This is a genomic window from Mycobacterium sp., assembly GCF_050700595.1.
GTDB lineage: Bacteria > Actinomycetota > Actinomycetes > Mycobacteriales > Mycobacteriaceae > Mycobacterium.
Genome location: NZ_JBOHHI010000109.1, coordinates 1 through 25,376, shown reverse-complemented (window position 1 = coordinate 25,376; position 25,376 = coordinate 1). Strand labels below are relative to the sequence as shown.

Below are 25,376 nucleotides of genomic sequence, written 5' to 3'. Positions count from 1 at the left end.
ATCCCTATCACCTGCCGATGGCCTGTGATTACACCGATGGTTGTGCCACCTGTCAGAGTTATCTGTGCGACCAGTCGTGCAAAAATGATGCCGCCCGCAATTGCCTGGTGCCGGCCCTTGCCGAGCATGGCGCCCAGCTGCTGACCGAATGTCGGGTCGTGCGCCTCGACGCGGACCGCACCGGGGTCCGCCAAGTGACCTGCCAACATCGCTGCGGCATGCTGGCGCTGAAGGCCAAGGTGGTGGTGCTGGCTGCCGGTGCGTTGATCAGCCCGGTGCTGCTGCTCAATTCCCGATCCGGCGATTGGCCAAACGGATTGGCCAACGGCTCAGACTGGGTGGGCCGCAACTTGATGCGTCATCTGATTGACTGGGTTGAGATCTGGCCGCAACGCGACTGGAAGATCAGAGGCCCAAACAAGGAGATCGGGCTGAACGATTTTTATTTCTGGGAGGGGCAGAAATACGGCACCGTGCAGTCAGCCGGCTCGGTGCCGGCCATGGAGGTCCTGACCAACCACCCCGGCTGGCAGAGCAAGGCACTGCGCCTGATGAGACCGGCGCTGCGGCCGATCTACGAGCATTTCTTTGACAGCGGGCATCTGCTGGCACTGATCATGGAAGACCTGCCCTATCTGGATAACCGCGTGCTGCCCTCCGATCAGCCAGGCTCGGACGGCCGCCAGCGGCTACGACTCCAGTATCGTTTTCACGCCAGTGAGATCGAGCGCCGCGCGGTGTTTTTGCCGCAGGTGAAACAGGTGTTGAAGCCGTTTCGCAGAATCACCCTGCGCGGTGCCACAAACAACGCGGCTGTTGCCCATGTCTGCGGCACGTGCCGTTTTGGCGCCGATCCCAAAACCAGTGTGCTGGACCCGCACAACCGTGCGCACGAAGTGGAGAACCTCTACGTGGTGGACGGGTCGTTCTTTCCTTCCAGCACCGGTTTGAATCCCAGTCTGACGATCGCGGCCAACGCCTTGCGGGTGGCCGCACACGTGAACCAGATGCATTTCGCCAGCTGACGAAATGCCGGGCACGTTGTCTGAAGTCCCAACTGGGCGAATGGATTAGCGTTCAGGCCGGTTCGCGGAGTGCGAGGCCGGCGGCGCGATAGATCGCATCGACGATGGTCATGTTCTCGATCGCGTCCTGCGGTGTCGTCTTCACCGGTTCACCGCGCAGCACCGCCGCGGCGAAAGCGTCAAGCTGATAGGCGAAGGGGGCGCGCGGTGCGAAGCGCTCCACCCGATTGCCCTCCGCGGATCGAACCGAGAGCCGACGAAAAGGCGCCACCGGAGTGAGCACACGCAACTGGCCGCGGTCGCCAACCACTTTGGCGCTCAACTGCAGCAGATCCGACGACCACATCGAGCAGCGGACCCGGCCGGTGTGCCCACCTGCAAACCGCAGCTCGGCCGTCATGGCCCGGTCCACCTGAGCACCGCGCAGTTTCGCCCGTGCCGAAACGACTTCCGGGGTCGAACCACCCAGCGTGCGAATCATGTGGACCGCATTACATCCGAGATCCATCGTCGCACCACCAGCAAGGGAGTAGTCGTAACGGATGTCGGAGAACTTCGGCAGCAGCATGCACAAGGACACTTCCACCCGCTCCAGCTTGCCCAGTTCACCGGAGGCAATGATCTGTTCCGCCCGCAACATCAACGGATGGTAGCGATAAGGGAATGCCTCCATCACCACCCGGTCGGACTTCGCGGCCAACCCGGCGATCTCGCGCGCCTCGACGGCATTGGCAGTAAACGGCTTTTCGCACAGCACGTGCTTGCCCGCGGCAAGCGCAGCTCGGGTCCACCTGCCGTGCAAGCCGTTCGGCAGCGGGATGTAGACAGCATCCAGGTCTGGATCGGCGATCAGTGCCTCGTAGCTGTCGTGTACCCGGGCGATGCCGTGTTTGGCCGCAAAATCTTCAGCACGCGACACCTCGCGTGCCGCCACCGCAGCCACCGCGACCTCACTGCGTTCCCTGGCGGGGCCGATGAGCGCGACCGGCGCGATACGGGCCGCGCCCAAAATGCCGATCCGCACCGGGACCTCGCATCCAGACACGGACGCGATGCTAACAGTTGGGCCGGGTCACTCGAAGCCGACGCTCGTCCGGCCGATTCGCACGGATCGGCTACTCTCATGTGATGCATTGGATCGACCCCGTCAAGGCCCACGTCACGGGCGAATCGATCTGTGTCGGAGGTTGATCAGTGCCAGTCCGGATACGCCGTGCACGTGCATCCGTCAAGAGCCGCGCATCCAACCGTGATGGGCGCCCGGACAATAGGCTCGCGATCGTGGACCACGCCTTGTTCGCGCAGCATCGCGCCATCGGCAGGCAGGTAGTAATCCAGGTCGTCTGGATTTATGAGCACGCCATCGACTTGGATGGGGTGAGGCGTTTTAGCCACAATCTCAGCAACGGGTTGTTGGGACGGCACATCGAGCGTTCGCCGCTATTCGCCCGTCATCGATGGGTCTCAGATCGGGGCCCGGCGGACATCGATATCGCTGAGTGCGCCCGTCCACGCGCGGAACTCGGCGACTGGGCTGATGAACGCTCACAGCTGCCTATTGATTTGGAATGTGGGCCCAGCTGGCATATCGGCGTCCTTCCACTAACAGACGGCTCGAACGCGGTCAGCCTGGTGACCTCCCACTACCTGATCGACGGCTTCGGGCTGGCGCTCGCGATAGCCGAGGCGGTCCTGGAGAAGTCGCGCGATCTTGGCTACCCACCGCCATGTTCAGGTACTCGACTGCGCGCGGTGGCACAGGATGCCCGCCAGACAGCGCAGGACGCACCCGAGGTTGCCCGGGCGCTTGTCGCGGCGGCAAAACTGGCCCGTCGTCAGCGGCGCGATACCGCCCGACCACCAGCGCGGCGAGCCGTCGCCCCAGCTGGCGGCGACGACGATGACACTGTCGTTGTGCCGGTTATCACGATCCACATCGACGTGGATGCCTGGGATGCCCGCGCGAAGGCTCTCGGCGGAACGAGTGAAACGCTGCTCGCCGGGTTGGCTGCCAAACTCGGGGAGCGCATGGGGCGCCGACGTCCCGGTGACGGCGCCGTCACCTTGCAACTTCCCATGAGCGACCGCTCCGAGAGCGATACGCGTGCGATCGCAGTGTCGTATGCGCGGATCAGCGTCGACCCGACGCGGGTAACGACGGATCTGCGTGATGCTCGCGCCGCTATCAAGCAGGCGCTGACGACGCTGCGGGAGTCGTCAGATGACGATGAACGGCAGCTGTTTTGGCTGGCCCCGTTCACGCCGAAGCGGGCATTGAAACGGCTGGCCGATGTGGCGCTCAGAGACCCCGACCAGCCGGTGTTCTGTTCTAATCTCCGCGACCTCGGCACGGTGGTGTTCGCCCTCACCGGCACCGACGCCGAGTACGCTACCGTCAGCGCCCACCTCTATCCGCTGCATCTCATCCGAGTGATCGGGCAACAGGTAACGCGACAGTGGCTTGAGCGGGCGGGCGGCCAATTGACCCTCCAGTCTTGGCGCATCGGCGACAAGATCGGCATCACCGTCGAGGTCTATCAACCGGGCACCGACAATACAAAGGCCGCGTTGCGTGAGCTAGCTGCGGGCACGCTGGCTGAGTTCGGCCTGATCGGCGGGATCGACTAAATCGCTCTGTGCGGCCCAACAACGCGCGACAAGGCTCTGAGTCGCTAGCCCACCCGCTTTATGTATCAAGAGCCCGAGCCCCGTGCCAGCCTCTCGCGCAGACTCTTCGGCCGTATGTCGGTCCAGTTCTGTTCGATGTAGTCCAGACATGCAGCGCGGTCGGCCTCGCCATAAACGACCCGCCAGCCGGCTGGAACATCAGCGAACGTCGGCCACAGGCTGTGTTGCTCCTCGTCGTTGACCAAGACGAAAAAGCTGCCACTGTCGTCGTCGAACGGATTGACGCTCACCGCGTCATTCTCCAAACCCCCTGGTCGAGATGAGTGAAACCCCTTCCAAACCATACTGGAGGCCGGGAGCCGCGCCCGAAGTTTCGACAAAGTTCCTGGTGTGACCGATGGAGGGCACCTGAGCTCAGGTGCATGGCGGTGGGGACGTCGAGCCGGTGAGTCGGCGTCGGTCAACCCCATCGGGGGCGGCATCGCTTGCGTCGGCGACAGCCACTGCGATCTTCGTTAGCTGCCAATGCCTCATCATCGGGTCTCAGCAGGCATTCACCGCTGGCTCCTTACTTTGCTATCGGATGCAAAAAATCGGTACCGCGTCATAACGCACCCGGTGTGCATTACGATGCAATATCGCGTTGGGAACGAGCCGATATGGAGGCTACAGGCATGGTTTACTCATCAAGATCGGATCGTGTTCCCCGAGGCGTCGCGCGTTTGAGATGACCGTCGCGGTTAGGCTGCGACGCCCACCGCATTCGATGTAACGTCGGCGGGGGTTCTCGTCGACCGATATGTAGGCGATCGATATGTAGGTACATGTTCCAGCGGCTGACATGGTGCGGGGATATCGAAAACGGGTGGGAGGTTGAGTTCGGTGGTCGAACGCGGTGTGCGCGAATTTGCGCAAGCCCGGTCCGATGTCGCTGACTCGGGTCCCCCCGATGTCAGCCAGCGACCTGGCGGTCGACCCACTTTTCCGTTTCCGCGACGTGCTCGCGAGCCATCAGTTGAATCTCGAGCACGGGGTCGATCTCAAAAGCGTCGTGGGAATCGGGGGTTTGCGATCTTCAAAGTTCTGAGACGGCTGTGGATTCCGCTGGTCATACTCACGGTCGTTGTTGCCGGAGGCTTCACCGTGTCGCGACTGCACGGCATTTTCGGCTCTGCGAATCAACTCTCGTATGGCGACACCAAAGTCGACGAGGACAAGCCGTTCAACCCAAAGCACCTGAGGTACGAGGTTTTCGGAGCGCCAGGAACCGTGGCCGACATCAGCTACTTCGACATGGATGGTGAACCGCAGCGGATCAAGGCGGCACACTTGCCGTGGTCGTTGGAGTTCGCGATCACGGCGGCATCGGCCGTCGCAAATGTCATAGCGCAGGGCGATACCGACAGCATTGGCTGCCGCATCTTGGTGGACGGTGCGGTCAAAACCGAGAAAGTTAAGCACGAAGTGAGCGCCTTTACCTTCTGCCTGCTGAAGGCCGCATGAGCGAACAACACTTGAGCAACGAGCGCAGCACGCTGCCATTCGCGGCGCGGATGATTCATCGATTTTCGGTGCCGATCATTCTGGGGTGGGTGGCGATCACCGTGATCCTGAGTATCGGCGTCCCCTCATTGGAGCAGGTCGGGAGCGAGCATTCGCTACCGCTGAGTGTCAACGATGCGCCGTCGGTCCAGGCGATGACGCGCATGGGTGCGGACTTCAAGCAAAGTAATTCCGACAGTCTGGTGATGATCGTCCTGGAGGGTCAGCAGCGCCTCGGCGACGATGCACACAAATACTACGATCGTTTGATTCGTCAGTTGAAAGACGATCCGAAACATGTGCAGCACATCCAGGATTTCTGGGGCGATCCCCTCACGGAGGGCGCCGCGCAAAGCGGCGATGGTAAGGCCGTATACGTGCAAGTGAGCCTCACCGGTAGCCCGGGTTCGGCCGTGGCGACCGAATCGACCCAGGCCGTCGAGGACATCGTGGCGCGGACGCCGGAGCCGCCGGGAATCAAAGCGTATGTCACCGGACCCGCGGCAATCATTGCGGATATGGGCAAGAGCGGTAATCGTACGGTCGTCATCGTCACCCTGGTGAGCCTCACGGTCATCTTCGCTACGTTGCTCTTCGTCTACCGTTCGGCTATCACCGTAATTCTTTTGTTGCTGATGGTCGGGATAGAATTACAGGCGGCCCGAGGAATTGTCGCGTTTCTCGGTGATCATGCGATCATCGGTCTCACTACTTTCGCCATTAATATGCTGGTATCCCTCGGGATCGCGGCTGGAACCGACTACGGGATATTCTTCATCGGGCGGTATCAAGAGGCACGGCAGGCCGGCGAGAGCCGGGAAATGGCCTACTACACCACGTACCGCGGGACAGCCAAGATTGTCTTGGCCTCCGGTATCACCATCGCCGGGGCGCTTTTCTGCCTCAAGTTCACCCGGTTGCCTCATTTCCAGGCTCTGGCCATTCCTTGCGCATTGGGCATCATCGTTGCGGTCGCCGTCGCCCTCACGCTCGTTCCGGCAGTTCTTAATGTCGGGAGCCGTTTCGGTCTGTTCGACCCCAGGCGGAGAATTGCGGCACATGGATGGCGCCGAATAGGCACAGCGATCGTTCGGTGGCCTGCGCCTATTCTCATCGCAACATTAGCAGTCGCACTTATCGGACTTTTGACGCTGCCGGGATACAAACCCAGCTACAATGACATGAATTACCTCCCTAAAAATATCCCGGCAGCGCAGGGGTTCGAGGCTGCAAAGCGACATTTTTCTGAGTCGCTGATGCTGATGCCCGAGATCGTCTTGGTCGAGGCCGATCACGATCTGCGAAACCCGGCAGATGCGCTGGTATTGAACAAACTAGAAAAGGGCATCCTTGCGGTTCCGGGTATTTCTAGGGTGCAGGGCTTAACTCGGCCCACGGGAACCCCGATCGGGCACACGTCGATACCGTTTATGATCAGCATGCAAAACGCCGCGGCGCAACAAATCATGCCGTTCCAGAAAGCACGCATGAATGACCTGATGAAGCAGGCCGACGACCTGGCGAAGACGATCGGTATCATGCAGCACATGTACGGCCTGATGCAACAGCTCACCGCCACTACTCATCACATGATCACTGAAACGAAAGAAATGCAGGCGATTACGGACGAGCTGCGAGATCACATTTCGGATTTCGAGGACTTCTTCAGGCCGGTCCGCAGCTACTTCTACTGGGAAAAGCACTGCTACGATATTCCCATCTGCTGGTCGATCAGATCCATATTCGATGCGCTCGACGGCGTCGACGAGATTACCGACAAGCTGGTTGACCTGGTAGCAGACCTCGACCAGATAGACGTGATCATGCCGCAGTTGCTCACGCAGTTCCCGCCGATGATCGAGATCCTGCAGAGCATGCGGACCATGCTTTTAACCATGCACAGCACTATGACCGGGACTATGGGCGCGATGGACGAGGGTGGCAACAATGCGACAGCCATGGCAAAGGCTTTCGATGCCTCCATGAACGACGATTCTTTCTACCTTGGTCCGGACATTTTCGAAAACGACAAGAGCTTCAAACGAATCATGCAGATATTCCTGTCCCCCGACGGGAAGGCTGCCCGTCTACTCGTTACGCAAAGGGGCGATCCCGCGTCGTCCGAAGGCATCGGGCGGGTCAATGCGATAAAAACTGCGGCCGAAGAGGCGCTCAAGGGAACTCCGCTGGAAAATGCCAAAATCGCCCTCACCGGCACCGCCGCGATTTCGAAAGATATCGTGGACGGCTCCAGGTACGACCTCATGATCGCGGGAGTTGCTGCGGTCTGCCTCATTTTCATCATCATGCTGATCATGACGGGAAGTTTTATTGCCGCCCTGGTTATCGTCGGTACGGTAGTGCTCTCGCTGGGCACATCCTTTGGGCTGGCCGTACTGATCTGGCAGGATTTTTTCGGCATACAAATACACTGGCTCGTGCTCGTGATGGCTGTGCTGGTCCTTCTGGCGGTGGGGTCTGACTACAATTTGCTGCTGGTTGCCCGGATGAAAGAGGAACTAACCGCCGGGATCAACACCGGCATCATTCGCGCGATGGGCGGTACCGGCAAGGTCGTGACGAACGCAGGTCTGGTGTTCGCGTTCACCATGGCATCCATGATTGTCAGCGACCTGGTCATCGTCGGTCAGATAGGCACGACGATTGGTCTGGGCCTGCTTTTCGACACGCTGATCGTGCGCGCGTTCATGACGCCGTCCATCGCCGCGCTGCTGGGACGCTGGTTCTGGTGGCCGCAACAAGTGCGCCCCCGCCCCGCCAGCGCATTACTTCGGCCGTCCGGACCCCGTCCGTTGGTACGCGCCTTGCTGAGACAGCCGCAGTGAGTGGCGGAATATCCACTCAGGACGGGGCCGGCATAGTGCTACACGTTGTGGTCAACGATGAGGCGACTTCGCACGAAGTGAATGTGTTTGCCTGCTGCCAGTCGGGCGCCGCATGAACACCGAACACCCTCGGGCCCCCTTCATACCGCGGACGATCCGCAGGCTTTCGGTGCTCGTCATCCTGGCTTGGGTGGCGCTGACCCTGATCGTGTCTTTCGGAGTTCCATGGCTGGAGACGGTCGGCCGAGAGCATTCCGTATCATTGGCTCCTCGAGATGCGCCGGCGGTACAGGCCATGAAGCGCATGGGCAGGGACTTCAAAGAATCCGATTCGGACAGTTTCGCGATGCTCGTGCTGGAGGGGCAGCAGCCACTCGGCGACGACGCCCACCCGTACTACGACCGAGTGATCCGTGAATTAAGAGACGACCCGAAGCACGTCGAGCATGTGCAGGATTTATGGGGAGATCGACTCACGCAGGCGGGTGCGCAAAGCCCGGACCGCAAGGCCGTGTATGTGCAATTGAATCTGGCCGGCAACCAAGGCACGACCTTGGCCCACGACTCGGTTGCCGCAGTCCGAAATATCATCGCGCGGACACCGCCGCCTCCCGGTCTCCAGGCTTATGTCACCGGTCCGTCAGCGCTCTTTTCGGATATGCAGCACAGTGGTGACAGATCCATTCTGAAGATAACCGTGATGGGCGCGGTGATAATCTTCGCGGTCCTGCTTTTTGTCTACCGTTCGGTCATCACCGTGATTGCGTTGTTGGTCACGGTTGGACTCGAAGTATTTGCGGCCCGGGGAATCATCGCGTTTCTCGGCGATAATAATATTGTCGCACTCTCCACGTTCGCCATCAACCTGCTGGTGACCCTCGCGATGGCGGCCGGAACCGATTACGGGATCTTCTTCTTCGGTCGATATCAAGAGGCGCGTCAGGCCGGCAAGGACGCGGAAACGGCCTACTACACCACCTACCGTGGGGTCGCTCCCGTTGTCCTGGGTTCGGGTTTGACGATCGCCGGAGCAATGTTGTGCCTGAGTTTTACCCGGATGCCCATCTTCCAGACCATCGGCGTGCCGTGTGCCGTGGGCATGCTCGTTTCGGTCGTGATGGCGCTCACGCTGGTTCCGGCAGTGTTGGCCGTCGGAAGTGGGTTCGGGCTGTTCGACCCCAAGCGCAGGATCGCGTTCCGTCGATGGCGTCGGGTCGGCACGGCGATCGTCCGCTGGCCCGCGCCCATTCTCGTGGCGGCGGTAGCAGTTGCGCTGATCGGCCTGGTGACCCTGCCGGGCTACAAAACGAGCTACAACGACAGGCTCTACATACCCAAAGACATTCCTGCCAATATGGGGTATGCGGCCGCGGACCGTCATTTTTCCCAGTCGCGAATGATGCCCGAGATTCTGATGATCGAATCGAATCACGATATGCGTAATCCGGCAGATTTTCTCGTGCTGCACAAGCTAGCCAAGGCAATTTTCCGGGTCCCGGGTATTTCTCGGGTGCAGGGCATAACCCGGCCCGAAGGAACACCAATTGAACACACGTCCATACCGTTTCTGCTCAGCTTACAAAACGCGGCACAGGTGCAAACTATGCATTATATGAAGTTACGTACTGATGACATGCTCAAGCAGGCCGATATGATGACTACACAGCTCGCGATAATGAAACGCCTGTACGCATTGCAGCAGCAGCTGACCGCCATTAGCCATCACTCGATCACCGAGTCAAAAGAAATGGCTACTGTTGTGTATGAGATAAGAGATCACCTTTCGGATTTTGAGGACTTCTTTAGGCCGATTCGAAGCTATTTCTACTGGGAAAAACACTGTTACGATATCCCGATATGCTGGGCGTTGAGATCGGTGTTTGACGAACTCGACGGTGTCGATCTGCTTAGCGATACATTCGGCAATCTTGTGACGGAACTTGACAAACTGGACGCGCTGTTGCCGCAGTTGCTGGAGCAGTTCCCGCCACTTATCGCGACACTCGAGAGCTCGCGGACGATGATCCTGACAATGCACAGCACCATGTCCGGGACGTTCAACGCGATGGACGAAGCAACCGGCAAGGCCACCGCCATGGGGCAGGCGTTCGACGCGGCCAGGAACGACGATTCCTTCTTTCTGCCTCCAGAGGTCTTCCAGAACGCGGACTTCAAGCGGGCAATGAATTCCTTCCTGTCTCCGGACGGCAAAGCGGCTCGATTCATCATTTCGCATAAGGGTGATCCCGGGACACCCGAGGGCATAGCCCGTATCGATCGGATAAGGACCGCGGCCCAGGAGGCGCTCAAGACGACTCCTCTGGAGAACGCCAAGATTTATATTGCCGGCGTCGCGTCTGTCTATAAGGATTTCCACGACGGCGCAGAATACGATCTATATATCGCGGGAGTTGCTGCGCTCTGCCTTATTTTCATTATCATGCTCGTAATCACCAGAAGTTTTGTGGCCGCGCTGACTATTGTGGGTACGGTGGCAGTTTCGTTGGGCGCATCGTTTGGGCTGTCGGTGCTGATCTGGCAATATATTCTCGGTATCAAATTGCACTGGATGGTGCTTCCGATGTCCGTGATCGTCCTTTTGGCGGTGGGGTCTGACTACAATTTGCTGCTGGTATCCCGAATGAAAGAGGAAATAGCCGGCGGTATCAAGACCGGTATCATCCGCGCGATGGGCGGTACCGGTAAGGTTGTGACGAACGCGGGTCTGGTGTTCGCTGTCACTATGTCCGCGATGGCGGTCAGCGATTTGCGGATTATCGGCCAGGTCGGTACCACCATCGGCCTGGGCCTGATGTTCGACACCTTGGTTGTGCGCTCGTTCATGACACCGTCTATCGCCGCGCTGCTCGGACGTTGGTTCTGGTGGCCGCAAGTAGTGCGCCCGCGCCCGGCCAGTCAAATGCTTAGGCCTCTCGGGCCCCGACCGACGGTTCGGTCCTTGCTGCTCAGGGAGGACGACGACGAGACGGTTACAGCCGAATTACCGAGGCAATCCGTCTGGGCTGGTCGTCGCCATTGACCAGCGCGTCGGAAATCGTTGCCGGACAACTCACCTCGCCTCTCCGGTTCCGGCAGGAGGTGAGCATCGGGCTCGCGCGGCCTGGGATGATGGCAACCCCCTGTCAGCTACCTGGTATCGCGGCTGAAGTCGCAGGCCGTGGTACTACACCTGTAAGGTGGGTTAGGTAGTTGACCACTGGGGGAATAATCGCCGTCATCCTGGCGTGGTCGGCTGTGAATGGTTACCGAACGGCGCACAGGACTTGAGCTGGCGGATAGAGTCGGTGCGATCAGGTGGAAGGAGCTTACAAATGATCGAGGTGTCGTTGACCAGACTTGCTGTCGCGGTTGGTGGCCTGGCATTGTCGTTGACCGCCGCGGCCGGAGTCGCGTCCGCAGATCCCGATCTGGGTCCGATGGTCAACACAACCTGCAGTTACCCGCAGGCTGTGGCGGCGCTCAACGCTCAAAACCCGCAAGCTGCTGCGCAATTCAACGAATCGCCGGCAACGCAGTCCCTCTTGCGGCAGTTCCTCGCGGCGCCGCCGCCCCGACGCCAGCAGATGGCCCAGCAGATCGCGAGCACGCCAGGCGCCGAGCAGTACATTGGAGTTATCCAACAGATCGCTGCCACCTGCAACAACTACTAAGCGAATTCGGTACGAGCTTCTTTCGTTCGCCAATCCCTCGAACACGCGATGTCCTTGCACGACATGAATAGTCAAGTCTGAGGACGTCCTGTATCCGGTTCTGCTGGTGGGTGAGTCCTCCGGTACGGCAGTTCCCTTCAACGATCTTCATTGCTTGCGATCAGCCGCGTCTGGCTTGGCTTGCACCTGCGCCGGTCAGTCGTATCTACGGTAACCTCATTCTCGAAGCGCCATCGGCGTGCAGCGGAACAGGAGAAGTGCCCATGACCGGCCCGGACGGCGACGCCGAAGTACCGCGAGGTGAGCGCTTCATCAAGACCGCGGTCGAAATCCTCGGTGAAACCGGGCGCACCGATTTCACCGTGCAAGAAGTGGTCGCCCGTTCCAAGACATCATTGCGGGCCTTCTACCAGCATTTCTCCAGCAAGGATGAACTGCTGCTGGCGTTGTTCGACAAGACCATGGCCCACTCGGCGCAGACCTGGCGCGCCGAAACCACCGGGCTGGACAGCACCGCGGCGATGAAACTGGTGATCGACCGGATCAGCGCCCAACCGGAATCGAGCACCCAGGACAGCCTCAACCGGGCGCTGAGCCTCTACAACCAGCACCTGGCCGAAACCCGCCCCCGCGACTACGCCCGCGTGCTTTCCCCGCTGCACCAGCTGATTCGCGACATCGTCCTGCGCGGCATCAGCGACGGTGTCTTCCGTCCCGGCCTCGATGTCGGGGCCGCCGCGGCGATCGTCATGCAGACCGTGCTCGGCGCGATGCGACTGCATTGGCTCGGCGCGGAGCTGACCGGGGTGCCGATCGACGCCGCCCAGTTGTACGACTTCTGCATGGGCGCACTCGGTGGGGACGACGACCGGGAGGTGACGGCACCGACGCTGGGTGAGCTGTTCGACCAGATCGGGCTGCGGGAGGCCAATCAGGGCTCGCCCTACGACCAGTACACGATGGAGCTTCCGGTCAGCCCCCAGGTGGTCAACACCTCCGGCGCGGTTCAGGGCGGTCTGATCGCGACGCTTGCCGACGTGGCGGGGGGACAGCTCGGGCTGAACTACCTGCCGCCCGGCGCCGGACTGACGACCGCTGACCTGTTCGTCCGCTACCTACGGCCGATCACCGAGGGTTCGGCGCGGGCGGTCGCCCGGGTGCTGCGGGCCGGTCGACGGGCTGTCATCACCCAGGTGGACATATTCCGCAGTGCAGACGACGAACTCGCCGCGAGCGCCACCGTGAATTTTGCGATCGTGAACCGCAGCGACGCCGGTCAGCCCTAATTCTGATCCGCCCGTTACGCATCGACGGGTCAAGATGGTAACGTCATTACCACTACTCCGGACCCACCACTGCTAGGAGTCGCCATGCCATCGCGCGAGCTTCCCTACCCCGTGTTCGACGCCGACAACCACTTGTACGAGCCGCAGGAAGCCCTGACCAAGTTTCTGCCGGACAACCGCAAGCGTGCGATCGACTACGTGCAGGTCCGTGGCCGCACCAAGATCGTGGTGCGCGGCCACATCAGCGACTACATCCCCAACCCGACGTTCGAGGTGGTGGCCCGTCCCGGTGCGCAGGAGGAGTACTTCCGCCACGGCAGCGGCGGTAAGAGCTACCGGGAAATGATGGGCGAGCCGATGAAGGCGATCCCCGCCTTCCGCGAGCCGGGCCCGCGGCTGGAGGTCATGGACGAGCTCGGCCTCGACTACGCGCTGATGATCCCGACGCTGGCCAGCCTGGTCGAGGAGCGGATGAAAGACGACCCGGAGCTGACCCACGACGTCATCCACGCGCTCAACCAATGGATGTATGAGACCTGGTCGTTCAACTACCGGGAGCGCATCTTCTCCACACCGATCGTCACTCTGCCGATCATGGAGCGTGCCCTGGAAGAACTGGAGTGGTGCCTACAGCGGGGCGCGCGCACCGTGCTGGTCCGCCCTGCCCCGGTGCCTGGCTACCGCGGCAGCCGGTCCCCAGGTCTCGAGGAGTTCGATCCGTTCTGGCAGGCCTGCATCAAGGCCGACATCCCGGTCACGATGCACGCCTCCGACAGCGGCTACTCCGAGTTCATGAACGTGTGGGAACCCGGTGACGAGTTCCTGCCGTTCAAGCCCACCGCCTTCCGGATGCTGGCGATGGGCCACCGGCCGATCGAGGACGCGATGGGCGCGTTGGTCTGCCACGGCGCGCTGTCGCGCAATCCCGAGCTGAGGATCCTGTCTATCGAGAACGGCGCCGACTGGGTGCCCGACCTGTTCAAGAAACTCAAGGGCATCTACAAGAAGATGCCGCACGCGTTCAGCGAAGATCCCATCGAGGCGTTCAAGCGGTGCGTCTACATCAGCCCGTTCTGGGAAGACCGGTTCACCGAGATCGTCAAGATGGTCGGCTCCGACCGGGTGGTGTTCGGCTCGGACTGGCCGCATCCAGAAGGACTCGCTGACCCGCTGACCTTCGTCGACGAGCTCGCCGGACTCGACCAGGAAGACGTCGAGAAGATCATGGGCGGCAACATGATGAAGGTGATGAAGGTCGCCAAGCCGGTCTCAGCCTGAGTGTCCGTCCGGGCAGGTGACGTAATGCCAGGCGTGCTCAGCGGCGTTCGAGTGGTCGAGCTGGCATCGTGGACGTACGTACCGGCAGCAGGAGTCGCACTGGCGGACTGGGGCGCCGACGTCATCAAGGTGGAGAGTGTGTCCAGCGGCGACCCGGGCCGTGCGCTCGTCGTCGGCGGGTTCACCAGGCAGGCCGCGCGCGCCGACGCCGACTTCATTCTCGAGCTGGGCAACCGCGGCAAGCGCAGCATCGCAATGGATCTCAAGACCGACACCGGTCGCCAGTTCTTCGGCCGTCTGCTGGCCGAAGCCGACGTGCTGTTGACCAACTGGTTGCCGGCGGCGCTGGAACGCGCACGCCTCACCGTAGGCGACATCCGGGCATTCAACCCGAACATCATCATCGTCCGCGGCACGGGCCTGGGGGTGCGGGGACCCGACCGCGACCGGGGCGGGTTCGACGCGGCCACCTACCTGGCTCGCGGCGGGGTGGCCTACACACTGACGCCGTTCGGAACCGAACATCCCGCGGTGCAGGGTCCGGCATTCGGCGACCTGCAGGCCGGAGTCACCCTGGCCGGTGGGGTGTGCGCGGCCCTGTTCCACCGAGAACGGACCGGCGAGCCGACGATCGTCGATTCGTCACTGCTGGCCCAGGCGATGTGGAGCATCGCGCCGTCGATCTGTGTTGCCGATCTCTTCGACGCCGACGGCATCCCCGGAGCACCTCCCGGACTAGCGATCAATCCCGTCGTCAACAGATTCAAGACCAAAGACGGCCGCTGGATCCAGTTGGTGTTCCTGCAGCCGGATAAATATTGGCCCGGATTCTGTCAACGGATGGGGCTGCCTGAGCTGGCGACCGACGAACGATTCGTGCCCGCTTCGAATCTGGTTGCCAACGCCGCCGAGGCCACCGCGCTGATCGCCGCCAAATTCGCCGAGCACGATCTCGACCACTGGCGTCAAGCACTGGCCGACGAGCCGGGGGTATGGGCACCGCTGGCGACTCCGCGGGAGGTGCTGGGCGATCCGCAGGCCGGGCCCAACGGCTATCTGGTCACCAATGTCGACGACCAGGGCATCGAGTACCGAATGGTCGCTGCCCCAGTGCAATTCGATGAGACTCCACCAGGGCCTACAAGAGCGCCCGAACACGGTCAGCACACCGAGGAGATCCTGCTGGAGCTCGGCTTCGACTGGGACGACATCACCGCCGCCAAGGACAGCGGCGCGATCCTGTGAACGTCAGCGGGTTTTACCGTGCCGCACTTGGTTGAACGGCACACCGCGATCGGCGGCGTACTCGCGGGGAAAGTCCAGCACCCGCTCGCCGATGACGTTGCGGGCCATCTCGGTGGTGCCACCGCCCATGGCCACTGTCTGCCGGGCCAGATAGCGCAGCCCGGTCTCCAGGCCCTCCCCTGGTTCGCCGACTACCCCGGCTGTTCCGGCGATCGCCAGGCTGGTGTCCATGTCCAGCGTCACGGTCTCGGCGTGGAACAGCCGAATGAGCGTGCCGGCGGCCGGCGGCAGGGTGCCGGCCCGCACGCTGTGGTACACGTGACCGCCCAATTGGTCGCTGACGGCGCGGTGCACCAGTACCCGCCCAGCCATTTCCCGCACTCGTTCGTTGTCGGCCTGCCCGGTTTTATGCGCTAGCGCCACGTAGTCCACCGGTGTGGTGCGGCCACCTTCACTACCGCTGCCGCTGGCGAATTCCGAGCCCTGCCCCACCGCCCGGCGTTCGTGATATAGCTGTCGCGACGCCACCGCCCAGCCGTTGTTCACCTCGCCCACCACCGCGTCGTCCCCGACGTCGACGCCGTCGAGGAACTCTTCGCAGAATTCCGTCGACCCGTTGAGCTGGGTGATGCGCCGCAACGTGATTCCGGGATGCGCGATCGGTACCAAGAACATGGTCAGGCCTTCGTGCTTGGGCACATCCCAGTTGGTGCGGGCCAGGCACAATCCGTAGTCGGCGGCAAATGCGCTGGTGCTCCATGTCTTTGCACCGTTGATCACCCAACGATCGCCATCGGAGTCGGCGCGCGTGATCACGCCTGCGAGATCTGATCCGCCGCTGGGTTCGGATAGCAGCTGCACCAGTACCTCGTCGCCTCGCAACGCGGCGGCGATGTGGCGCTTCTTTTGTTCCTCGCTACCGGTGTCGAGCAGCGTCGCGCAGCAGATCGTGAACGTCGGCGTATTGAGGATCAAGGGCATCTCGTAGGTGAGGCTTTCCTCGTCGAATGCCTTCTGGTACTGGTAGTCCAGTCCGAGGCCGCCGTAGTCGCGAGGGAAACAGATACCGGCGAATCCCCCTTCGTAGAGTCGCTTTTGGAGTTCACGGGCCCGTTGCCAGGAGCGTTCGTCGTCGCGGTAAGCGGCCGGCGGCATTGCGGGGTCGATTCGGGGCATGTTGTCGGCCAGCCAGGCCCGGGCCCGGGCACGGAACTGCTCGACGGATTCGCTCTCCGTCATCAGGCCGACCTCGCGGCTTCCTTCCATGCGTACACGCGCAGGTTGTGCTCTTCCGGCGAGCCGAACATCGACCGGTACAGCACAACCCGCCGCAGGTAGAGGTGCAGGTCGTGTTCCCAGGTGACGCCGATGCCGCCGTGCATCTGCACGCAGCCCTGCACGATCTCGCCCGCCATCTCCCCCAGATAGGACTTAGCGATGCTGGCGGACAATCCGGCGTCGGGTGAGCCAGCGGCGATGTCGGCGACCGCAGCGGCCGTCGTCGCCCGGCATGCCTCCAGCCACATCTTCATATCGGCGAAGCGGTGCTTGAGCGCTTGGTAGGAGGCCAGTGGGCGGCCGAAGGTGTGCCGGTCCAACGCCCACTGCACGGTGAAGTCGAACACCGTCTGCAGAATGCCGACCACTTCGGCGCACTGCAGCACCTGGGCGATCTGGCCCTGACGGTCGATCCGTGCGGTGGTCTCGTCCGCGCTGCCGGTGGCGGCGGATCGCTCCACCGCCACCCCATCGAATTCCACCCGGGCGTATTGCTTGACCAGATCGATCGACTGCTGCGGCGCAATGCTCACCCCGGGGGCGCTCGTCGGCACCAGAAACTGGCGCACGCCGTCGCCGCAGCGCGCCACCACCAACAGCAAACTGCTTTGCGCACCCGCCTCCACCCGGTCCTTGACACCGTCGATGCGGTAGCCGGAATCGGTTGCGGTGGCGGTCACCAACGGCTCGTGCGGTGCCCAGCCGTGGCCCGGCTCGTATACGGCCCACGACGCCACGGTGTCGCCCGAGATCAGGGACTCGATAGTGGCTGCATGAGTTTCGGGTTGGGCGCAGTTCACCAGCCCGGTAAGCACCGTGCTGACCGGGTACAGCGGCCCGGGTGCGACGGTCTTGCCGAGCTGCTCGGCGACCATCGCCAGGTCCGCGACGCCGTTGCCCGAGACGCTGCCACCGCCGAGTTCCTCGGGGACCAGCAGGCCGGTCCATCCCAGCTCCGCAGCCCGCCGCCACCATTGCTGGTCGAAGGAGACGCCCGCGGCGTGCAACTCCCGTACCCGGCTCAGCGGCACCTCTTTTTGAAGAAATGCTTGGGTGGTGGAGGCAAAGAGTATCTTTTCGGGGGAGTCGACGGCAGTCATAGTGCTGGCTTGAACCTTTCTGGGCCTTCCTTCGCCGATCGGTCCCAGCCGGGTTCGCTGGTGCCACCGATGGTAGCAATGAGCAATACCGTAAGAGATACCGGAGTTCAATCGATATGACGCTGACAACCCGCCATGGCTGACGCCGACGACCAGCCGGACGACGCCACCACGGCCAACGCCGACCCGCTCGCGTTGGCGCAAGCCGAGGCCGAAGCCGCCGAAGCCGAAGCGCTGGCGGCCGCGGCGCGGGCCCGTGCACGTGCCGTCCGGCTGCGACGCGAGGCTGACGCAGAAACCGAAAGCACCGAGACGGCTACCGAAGCCACCGCGGCCCCTGAGCCGGCGGTCGCACCTGCCGAGCCAGCCCGGCGGTGGCGCCTGCACCCGAGGGTGTCCGCCGCCCTGGTCGTTGTCGTCGTCGTGGTCATCTGCGGCCTGCTCGCCGCGAGCGGATACATGACGTGGTATCACCACAACGCAGTTGGCCAGCGGCAGCGGGCCGCGGCATTCGTTGCTGGGGCCAGGCAGGGTGTGATCAATATGCTGTCGCTGGACTTCAACAGGGCCAAGGAGGATGTCCAGCGGGTGCTTGACAGTTCCACCGGTGAGTTCAAGGACGATTTCCAGAAGCGGGCCGGCGACTTCACCTCGGTCGTCGAACAATCCAAGGTGGTCACCGAAGGAGCGGTGCAGAAAACCGCGCTCCAATCGATGGGCAAGGATTCCGCCATCGTCTTGGTGCTCGGGACCGAACGCGTCACTAATGCCGCGGGCGCCAAGGACGAACCCCGGTCGTTCCGGTTGCGGGTGTCGGTGGTCCGCGACGGCGATCAAATCAAAATGTCGAAAGTTGAGTTCGTGTTGTGACCGTGCCTGCCACCGAAGCCACACACCGCACGATCGCGGCGCGCGCCAACGTCGTTCCGGTCGTGCTCCTGCTGCTGCTCTTGGTTTCCGGCGGGCTGACGGCTTGGCTGTATTTCACCGAGTACCGGCCCGACACACAGACCGACGACGCCGTCGCCCAGGTGGTGACCACCGCCGCACGCGAGGGCACCACCGCGCTGCTGTCCTACAAACCGGACACTCTCGACCAGGACTTCGCCGCGGCCAAATCTCACCTCACCGGGGACTTCCTGAACTACTACGAAAACTTCACCCGGGAGATCGTGACACCGGCGGCCAAGGAGAAAGCGGTGACGACCACCGCTCAGGTCGTGAGCGCCGCGGTGTCCGAACTACGCCCCGGTTCGGCGGTCGTAGTGGTCTTCGTCGACCAGAGCACCACCAGCAAAGACCGCCCCGATCCGTCGATGTCGGCCAGCAGTGTGTTGGTGTCGTTGACCAAGGCCGACGGTAGGTGGCTGATCACCAGCTTCGACCCGCTGTAGATCACGCCGGTCGTTCGCCGGGCAGCGCCTTCACGGTTGGCGGTAGCCCGTACAACGCGGTGGCGTTGCCGCGCATGATCCGCTCCCGCTGGGCGGCGGGGAACCGGTTGATCGCATACGTCGGCGAATCGTAGCTCCAGTGCGGGTAGTCCGTCGAGAACATCAGGTTGTCGCCGAGGTCCATCATCTCGAGGTATTCGCGGAACTGCGGGGCGTCGGTGTCTTCCAGCGGCTGGGTGGTGAATCGGACGTGTTCGCGGACATACTCCGACGGGCGGCGGCGTACGTGCGGCAGGTCGGCGCGGCGGGCCGCCCAGATCCGGTCCATCCGCCACATCACCGGCATCGCCCAGGTGAAGCCCCCTTCGATGAACACCACCCGCAGGTCGGGGTGCCGGTCGAAGGCGCCGTCGAATACCAGGCTCATCAGATGGGCCACGTACAGCAGCGGCCAGGAGGCGAAGAAATCATGCCAGTGCGCGGGATTGCCGACCGGATACAGCGGGGTCAACTCGAACGGCGTCTGCCCCATCAAATGGGTGGCTACCGGAAAGCCACTGCGTGACGCGGCCGCGTAGAGCGGATCGAAATGCGGGTTGCCGAAGGGGATTCCACGGGTCTGCGGTGTCATCAGCACCTGCGCGAAGTAAGGGTGCCCGGCCCACCGCTCGACCTCGCGGGCGGCCGGCTCCGGCGTCTGCGCGCTGACGCTGATCGAGCCGCGCCAGCGGCCATGCGCATTGTGCCGGTCCAGCCAGACGTCGGCCAGCCAGTCGTTGTAGGTCGACTTCAGCACATGCTCGGCCTGCGGCAGCTGCGCGTCGCACATCGGCTCCAGCGTCGCGATGCTGATGCCGGCGTCGACCAACAGTTGTTTGGCGGCATAGTCGGGGTCGGTGCCGGCGAATCCGCCACCGGGCGGGGTGGCGTCGACCCGCATCGACATCGTCTTGTACGAGTCGGGGGTGTCATAGAAATGCGGCACCGGGGTCACCGCATTCCCGCTCGGCCAGATCTTGTCGACCCAGTCGGCGGGCGCATAAGACTTGAGGACGTCTATGGACACCGGCATCGGATGCACATCGGTGTCGACGATGCTGACCGCGATTTCTTGTTGGCCCGGCTGCGATTCGACCCGCTCAACCGTGGTCATAACACGCTTCCTTCGTTCACCAGCCCGTACAGTTCGCCGGCGTTCTGCCACAGCACCTTGTCGCGTTGGGAACTGTCCAGCCCGGCAGCCACCATATCCGGTGCGCAGCTTGACCAATGCGGGTAGCTCGATCCGTACATCAGCAGGTCTGCCTTGGCGGAGTAGTCCATCCAGCGCCGCACCTTGCCGACGTCGGTGGGCCCGTCGAGCGCCGACGAGCAGAACCGGACATGCTCGGGCAGGTAGTCGCTGGGATAGCGGTCCACCCACGGTGTTTGATCGCGCATCGACAACCAGAAGGTGTCCAGCCGCCACATCAGCGGGGTGAGGATGTCGTAGCCGCCGTCGGCGAACACGAACTTCAGATCCGGGTGCCGGCCGAACACGCCCTCGACGATCAGCGTCGCGAGGTGCACGAAGAAGTTCAGCGGCATGAACGCCGCATATCCCGGGTAGGTGTGCGCGTGGCCGGCGAACGTGGGCGGGTAGTCGACGCCATTGCCGCCGTTGATGTGCACGGCCACCGGAAGCCCATGCGCGGCGGCGGCCTCCCAGATCGGCTCGAACATCGGCTTGCCGTACGGCTCGCGGGATTGCATCGGGACGCCCACCTGCACCAGCTTGGGATGCTCGGCGAGCCGCTCGATCTCGGCAACCGCGCCCCTGGGGTCTTCCGGATTGACCCGGATGGTGCCGCGGAACCGGTTGGCGGCGTCGGGTTCCAGCCACTCGTCCAGCAACCAGTCGTTGACGGCGGCACAGATCCGGCTGTTGAGCAGGTAGTCGGCGATGTTGCCGCGGGTCAACGGGTTCAACACGGCGTAGGCAACCCCCATGCCTGCGGGCGGGTCTTCGAACAGATGCCTGCTGACCGTCTCGGGATCCGACCCCGGATAGTGTTCGCCGTAAAGGTCCTGGCGGTAGTCGCCGCCGGGCGCCTGATACCACTGCTGTTCGACATCAGGAATCGACCGCAGTTTGTGAGCCGCGGGGAGGTAACGCCGGATCTCGGCATTGTCGCGAAAGTGCGGTTGGACGCATGTGTCGATGATCGTCACGCCGTCAGGTACACCTCCCCGTCGGTGACGTCGACCTGGTAAGTACGGACGCGGCGTCGCGGATCGCCGACGTTGCAGCCCGTGGTGATATCGAATTCCCAATTATGCCAAGGGCATCGGATGATCTGGCCGTCACGGGTGCGGCGCAGTCCGTCTGGTACAGATGAATCGGCCTCGGTGGTGCCGCCGACGTAGCCCAGGCACAACGGAGCGCCCTCGTGTGAGCAGTAGTTGACGATCGCGTGCAGCGAGCCGCCGATGTTGTAGACCCCCACACCGAACTTCCCGACGTCGACCAGCTTCATCGCGCCGGGCGGGAGTTCGTCGAGGCAGCACACGAAACGGCGTTTCAGCACCCCACCGCCTCTCTTGCCCACGTCATCAACACCGCCGTTGGGCTTAGTTGCTATTTATATTATAATAGTGAGGTTCGACCCGTCTGCCAGGGCCAAGCCGCGCGCCCCGTAACGGTTGCCCAGGAGGACCCTGATGACGATCAGCACTGACCCGCACGGTCAAGCCGTCACGCTCGACACCACCGGCGAAACCAGTCCCTACCCGTTCTTCGAACACATGCGACGCACTGAACCGGTCTGGCATGGCGCCCTCACCGACCAGTCGCAGTTGCCGCCGGAACTGGTTCCCGATGACGAATGGGTGCTGTTCGGCTACGACGAGGTGTTCCGGGCGTTTCGCGACGACGGGATCTTCAGCTCGCACGCCTACGACCAGACCATCGGGCTGGTAATCGGGCACACCATCCTGGCGATGGGCGGCAAAGAGCACCACGATCACCGCAGCCTGGTGGCCAAGGCGTTTCGCGCCACCGCGCTGGAACGGTGGGAACCGGCAGTGATCGGCCCGGTCTGCGACCAACTGGTCGATGAGTTCAAGAACGACGGCATGGCCGACCTGGTGAAGTCCGTGACATTCGAGTTCCCCACCCGGGTCGCCGCCACGCTGCTCGGGCTTCCGCGCGAGGACCTCGACCTGTTCCGGCGATTGTCTTTCGACCTCATCTCCATCCCGGTCGACATCGAGGCGGGGCTGAGAGCCTCGATCGAATTGCACGACTACTTCCTCGGACAGGTCGAGCAACGTCGCCGCAAGATGACCGACGACATCATCGGCGACCTGGTCGGCGCGGAGATCGACGGCGAGAAGCTGACCGACGAGGCCATCATCTCGTTCCTGCGGCTGCTGCTGCCTGCCGGTTTGGAAACCACCTATCGCTCGTCGGGGAACCTGTTGTATCTGCTGTTGACCCATCCCGACCAGTTGGCGATGGTCTACCAGGACCGGACACTGATCCCGGCCGCGTTCGAAGAGGGGCTGCGGTGTGAAACACCGCTCACCATGGTTCCACGCACCACCACCGAAGCCGTCGAAATGCGCGGGCACGCCATCCCTTCCGGTGCGCAGGTCGACTTGTGTATGGGTTCGGCGAACCACGACGAAACCCGCTGGACCGATCCCAACACGTTCGACATCGACCGACCGCGGCAGGCGAACATCTCGTTCGCCGGAGGTATCCACATGTGCCTGGGTATGCACTTGGCCCGGCTGGAAACCCGGATCATGCTCAATAGCCTGCTCGACCGTGTGACGAATTTGGCTCTGGCACCTGACGAGGACGCCAGGATCGGCGGGCTCACCTTCCGCTCGCCCAACAAGCTTCCGGTCACGTTCGTACCTGCGTCATGAAAAGCCGTGCGGCGATTCTGCACGATGTCGGCGTGCCATGGTCCGTCGAGGAATTCGAGCTAGACCCGCCCCGCGTCGGCGAGGTCCTCATCGAGATGGCCGCGGCCGGCCTGTGCCACTCCGACGACCATATCCGCAAGGGCGACATGGCCGCACCCAACGAGGTGCTGCGCTCGCTTGGACTGCCAACGATGTTCCCCACCATCGGTGGCCACGAAGGCTCCGGCACGGTACTGGAAGTCGGTGACGACGTTACTGAGTTCGCCCCTGGCGATCATGCGGTGACGTCGTTCGTCGCGGTGTGCGGCCACTGCCGCTGGTGCGCGACGGGCATGGAGTACCTGTGCGACAAGGGTATCGGCACCCTGACTCCGGGGATGCCGACCGATGGGACGTTTCGCCATCACACCGGCGACGGCAAACCATTGGGCCACATTTCGAAGATCGGTGCGTTCGCCGAACACACTGTGGTAGCGGCGGACTCGCTGGTCAAGATCGAGCCCCATCTTCCGCTGATTCCGGCAGCACTGCTGGCATGTGCCATTCCCACCGGGTACGGGTCGGCGGTCAACCGCGGCGGAGTGCGCGGCGGTGACACCGTCGTCGTGGTCGGTGCAGGGGGCATCGGCACCGGAGCGATCCAGGGTGCGCGGATCAACGGCGCCGCACAGATCATCGCCGTCGACCCGGTGGAATTCAAACTGAAATCGGCGCTGCAGTTCGGCGCCACCCACAGTGCTGCGACGGCCGCTGAAGCGCTGGATCTGGTGCGGGACTTGACCTATGGGGTAATGGCCGACGCAGTGGTCGTCTCGCCGTCACTGATCGCCGCCGACGACGTCCGCGACGCACTCAAGCTGACCCGCAAGGGCGGTACCTGCGTGCTTACCGGCATGACGTCACAGCTGACCCGGTCGATCAAATTCGACCTGCAGGACTTCATCCTGATGAACAAGACGCTGGCCGGCACCGTATTCGGGTCGTGCAACCCGAAGGCCGACGTGTTCCGGCTGGCCAAGCTCTATCAGACCGGCCAGCTGCAGCTCGACGAGATGATCACCAAACGCTATCGGCTCGACGACATCAACGATGCCTACGATGATCTGCTCAATGGTGAGATCATCCGCGGCGTCATCGATTTCGGGCTCGATTAGCTGCTGCTGGTGACGGGACACGAATCGTTGTGATGGTGTTGAGTTTAAGGCGTGGATTTGCCTGCTCTGGTTCTGGTTCACGGCGGTGAGCACTCAGCGGACTGCTGGGACCTCACCGTCGAGGAACTGCATCGGCAAGCGCCGGATTTGCGTGTGCTCGCCGTGGACCTGCCCGGCCACGGCGCCACGCCCGGTGATCTGACTACTGTCACCATTGCCGACTGCGTGCGATCCGCCGTGGCCCAGATCAACGATGCCGGGCTTAACGAGGTGATCGTCGTCGCTCACTCTCTGGCGGGCCTGACGGTCCCTGGGATAGTAGCCAAACTGGGGTCCTCGCGAGTACCCGAGATGATCCTGGCGGCATCCTGCCTGCCCGAGCAGGGAACCGCGATCGCCGACGCGCTCGCTGGGCCACTGGCCTGGTACGTGCGGCGGGCAGTCCGGCTGAGAAAGCCTCCCGCGATAACGCCGAATGTCCTCAGCACCTTGTTGTTTTGCAATGGGATGACCCGTGCGCAACGCCGCTTCACGTTGTCGCGGATTCACCCCGAGGCCGTCACGATCATCACCGAATCGGTCGATCGAAGTGATCTCCCCGCTGATGTTCCACGGACCTGGATCTTGACCCTGCGCGATCACTCGCTTTCCCGGCGCACGCAGTGCCGCAGCATCGCCGCGCTTGGTGGTGTACAGACGCTGATCCCCGTCGACACTTGCCATGACCTGATGATCAGCGAACCGATGTTGTTGGCTGAGATCCTTATCGGGCGTTGTCGGCTGTATCAACGCGTTCGTCATAATCACTGAATTCACTTGCGTCACTCTGGCTTTGCTTGTGGATATTGGTGGCGAATGTCTGCCGGTTCCCGTAATATTCGAATATGTGTGCGGCTCCTCAGGTTTGTGTGGGGAGTTTGGGGTGTAGGCCGCCGAGGCATAGGTAGATCATCGAGGTCAGTGTTTGGGCTGAGTGGTGTCCGTAGCCGCGGGCGTTGATGAGCCGGATTTTGG

General features: G+C 62.5%; 21 protein-coding genes. 14 read left to right on the top strand and 7 right to left on the bottom strand.

Annotated features, from left to right (window positions below; genetic code table 11):
• On the top strand, positions 1-1,025 hold a 1,025-nt coding region (locus tag ACRDTL_RS10850; protein WP_431506709.1), incomplete at its 5' end, for a GMC oxidoreductase.
• A gap of 52 nt (positions 1,026-1,077) precedes the next feature.
• Here ACRDTL_RS10850 and ACRDTL_RS10845 read toward each other — a convergent pair.
• On the bottom strand, positions 1,078-2,079 hold the full coding sequence (locus tag ACRDTL_RS10845) for a Gfo/Idh/MocA family protein (protein ID WP_431506712.1): 1,002 nt from the start codon (positions 2,077-2,079) through the stop codon (positions 1,078-1,080).
• A 140-nt stretch (positions 2,080-2,219) separates the two neighbouring features.
• On the opposite strand from ACRDTL_RS10845, the gene ACRDTL_RS10840 reads away from it, so the two are divergent.
• Positions 2,220-3,653: a hypothetical protein gene (locus ACRDTL_RS10840; RefSeq protein WP_431506708.1), complete on the top strand. Its 1,434-nt coding sequence runs from the start codon at positions 2,220-2,222 to the stop codon at positions 3,651-3,653.
• Between the two features lie 65 nt (positions 3,654-3,718).
• Here the strand turns inward: ACRDTL_RS10840 and ACRDTL_RS10835 are convergent, their stop codons facing one another.
• The gene (locus ACRDTL_RS10835) at positions 3,719-3,943 is read right to left on the bottom strand and encodes an MbtH family protein (protein ID WP_431506707.1); all 225 of its coding nucleotides are present in this window, start codon (positions 3,941-3,943) and stop codon (positions 3,719-3,721) included.
• 793 nt (positions 3,944-4,736) lie between these two features.
• On the opposite strand from ACRDTL_RS10835, the gene ACRDTL_RS10830 reads away from it, so the two are divergent.
• From ACRDTL_RS10830 to ACRDTL_RS10800, 7 genes are all read left to right on the top strand, one after another.
• The gene (locus ACRDTL_RS10830) at positions 4,737-5,156 is read left to right on the top strand and encodes an MmpS family protein (RefSeq protein ID WP_431506711.1); all 420 of its coding nucleotides are present in this window, start codon (positions 4,737-4,739) and stop codon (positions 5,154-5,156) included.
• Entirely contained in the window at positions 5,153-8,041 is a 2,889-nt protein-coding gene (locus ACRDTL_RS10825; RefSeq protein WP_431506706.1) for an RND family transporter, read from the top strand. The genes ACRDTL_RS10830 and ACRDTL_RS10825 overlap by 4 nt, the downstream gene beginning before the upstream one ends.
• 112 nt (positions 8,042-8,153) lie before the next feature.
• Positions 8,154-11,081, top strand: a complete 2,928-nt coding sequence (locus ACRDTL_RS10820) for an RND family transporter (protein WP_431506705.1) — start codon at positions 8,154-8,156, stop codon at positions 11,079-11,081.
• A gap of 295 nt (positions 11,082-11,376) precedes the next feature.
• Positions 11,377-11,712 carry a hemophore-related protein gene (locus tag ACRDTL_RS10815; RefSeq protein ID WP_431506710.1) on the top strand — a complete coding sequence of 112 codons (336 nt, stop codon included), beginning with the start codon at positions 11,377-11,379 and terminating at the stop codon, positions 11,710-11,712.
• A 263-nt stretch (positions 11,713-11,975) separates the two neighbouring features.
• Positions 11,976-12,998 carry a hotdog fold thioesterase gene (locus tag ACRDTL_RS10810; RefSeq protein ID WP_431506704.1) on the top strand — a complete coding sequence of 341 codons (1,023 nt, stop codon included), beginning with the start codon at positions 11,976-11,978 and terminating at the stop codon, positions 12,996-12,998.
• Between the two features lie 84 nt (positions 12,999-13,082).
• A complete protein-coding gene (locus ACRDTL_RS10805; RefSeq protein ID WP_431506703.1) occupies positions 13,083-14,276 on the top strand; it encodes an amidohydrolase family protein in 1,194 nt (397 codons plus the stop codon).
• 24 nt (positions 14,277-14,300) lie between these two features.
• Positions 14,301-15,521, top strand: a complete 1,221-nt coding sequence (locus ACRDTL_RS10800) for a CaiB/BaiF CoA transferase family protein (protein WP_431506702.1) — start codon at positions 14,301-14,303, stop codon at positions 15,519-15,521.
• Positions 15,522-15,524: 3 nt separating this feature from the next.
• Here the strand turns inward: ACRDTL_RS10800 and ACRDTL_RS10795 are convergent, their stop codons facing one another.
• A complete protein-coding gene (locus ACRDTL_RS10795) occupies positions 15,525-16,760 on the bottom strand; it encodes an acyl-CoA dehydrogenase family protein (protein WP_431506701.1) in 1,236 nt (411 codons plus the stop codon).
• Positions 16,760-17,899 carry an acyl-CoA dehydrogenase family protein gene (locus tag ACRDTL_RS10790; RefSeq protein WP_431506700.1) on the bottom strand — a complete coding sequence of 380 codons (1,140 nt, stop codon included), beginning with the start codon at positions 17,897-17,899 and terminating at the stop codon, positions 16,760-16,762. Before ACRDTL_RS10790 ends, ACRDTL_RS10795 begins: the two co-directional genes overlap by 1 nt.
• 135 nt (positions 17,900-18,034) lie before the next feature.
• On the opposite strand from ACRDTL_RS10790, the gene ACRDTL_RS10785 reads away from it, so the two are divergent.
• The gene (locus ACRDTL_RS10785) at positions 18,035-18,769 is read left to right on the top strand and encodes a hypothetical protein (RefSeq protein WP_431506699.1); all 735 of its coding nucleotides are present in this window, start codon (positions 18,035-18,037) and stop codon (positions 18,767-18,769) included.
• On the top strand, positions 18,766-19,293 hold the full coding sequence (locus ACRDTL_RS10780) for a hypothetical protein (RefSeq protein ID WP_431506698.1): 528 nt from the start codon (positions 18,766-18,768) through the stop codon (positions 19,291-19,293). Before ACRDTL_RS10785 ends, ACRDTL_RS10780 begins: the two co-directional genes overlap by 4 nt.
• Position 19,294: 1 nt before the next feature.
• Here ACRDTL_RS10780 and ACRDTL_RS10775 read toward each other — a convergent pair whose 3' ends face one another.
• From ACRDTL_RS10775 to ACRDTL_RS10765, 3 genes are read right to left on the bottom strand one after another with little or no spacing between them, the layout of a single operon-like run.
• Positions 19,295-20,446: an amidohydrolase family protein gene (locus ACRDTL_RS10775; protein WP_431506697.1), complete on the bottom strand. Its 1,152-nt coding sequence runs from the start codon at positions 20,444-20,446 to the stop codon at positions 19,295-19,297.
• Entirely contained in the window at positions 20,443-21,504 is a 1,062-nt protein-coding gene (locus ACRDTL_RS10770) for an amidohydrolase family protein (protein ID WP_431506696.1), read from the bottom strand. The genes ACRDTL_RS10775 and ACRDTL_RS10770 overlap by 4 nt, the downstream gene beginning before the upstream one ends.
• A complete protein-coding gene (locus ACRDTL_RS10765; RefSeq protein ID WP_431506695.1) occupies positions 21,501-21,881 on the bottom strand; it encodes a Rieske (2Fe-2S) protein in 381 nt (126 codons plus the stop codon). Before ACRDTL_RS10765 ends, ACRDTL_RS10770 begins: the two co-directional genes overlap by 4 nt.
• Positions 21,882-21,993: 112 nt before the next feature.
• Between ACRDTL_RS10765 and ACRDTL_RS10760 the strand changes: the two genes are divergently transcribed.
• Genes ACRDTL_RS10760 through ACRDTL_RS10750 form a run of 3 tightly spaced genes read left to right on the top strand, consistent with a single transcriptional unit; the run spans position 21,994 to position 25,172 of the window.
• Complete coding sequence (locus ACRDTL_RS10760; protein WP_431506694.1) at positions 21,994-23,208, top strand: cytochrome P450; 1,215 nt, start codon at positions 21,994-21,996, stop codon at positions 23,206-23,208.
• A complete protein-coding gene (locus ACRDTL_RS10755) occupies positions 23,205-24,362 on the top strand; it encodes a Zn-dependent alcohol dehydrogenase (protein ID WP_431506693.1) in 1,158 nt (385 codons plus the stop codon). Before ACRDTL_RS10760 ends, ACRDTL_RS10755 begins: the two co-directional genes overlap by 4 nt.
• Before the next feature lie 51 nt (positions 24,363-24,413).
• Positions 24,414-25,172: an alpha/beta fold hydrolase gene (locus ACRDTL_RS10750; protein WP_431506692.1), complete on the top strand. Its 759-nt coding sequence runs from the start codon at positions 24,414-24,416 to the stop codon at positions 25,170-25,172.
• Positions 25,173-25,376: the final 204 nt, after the last annotated feature.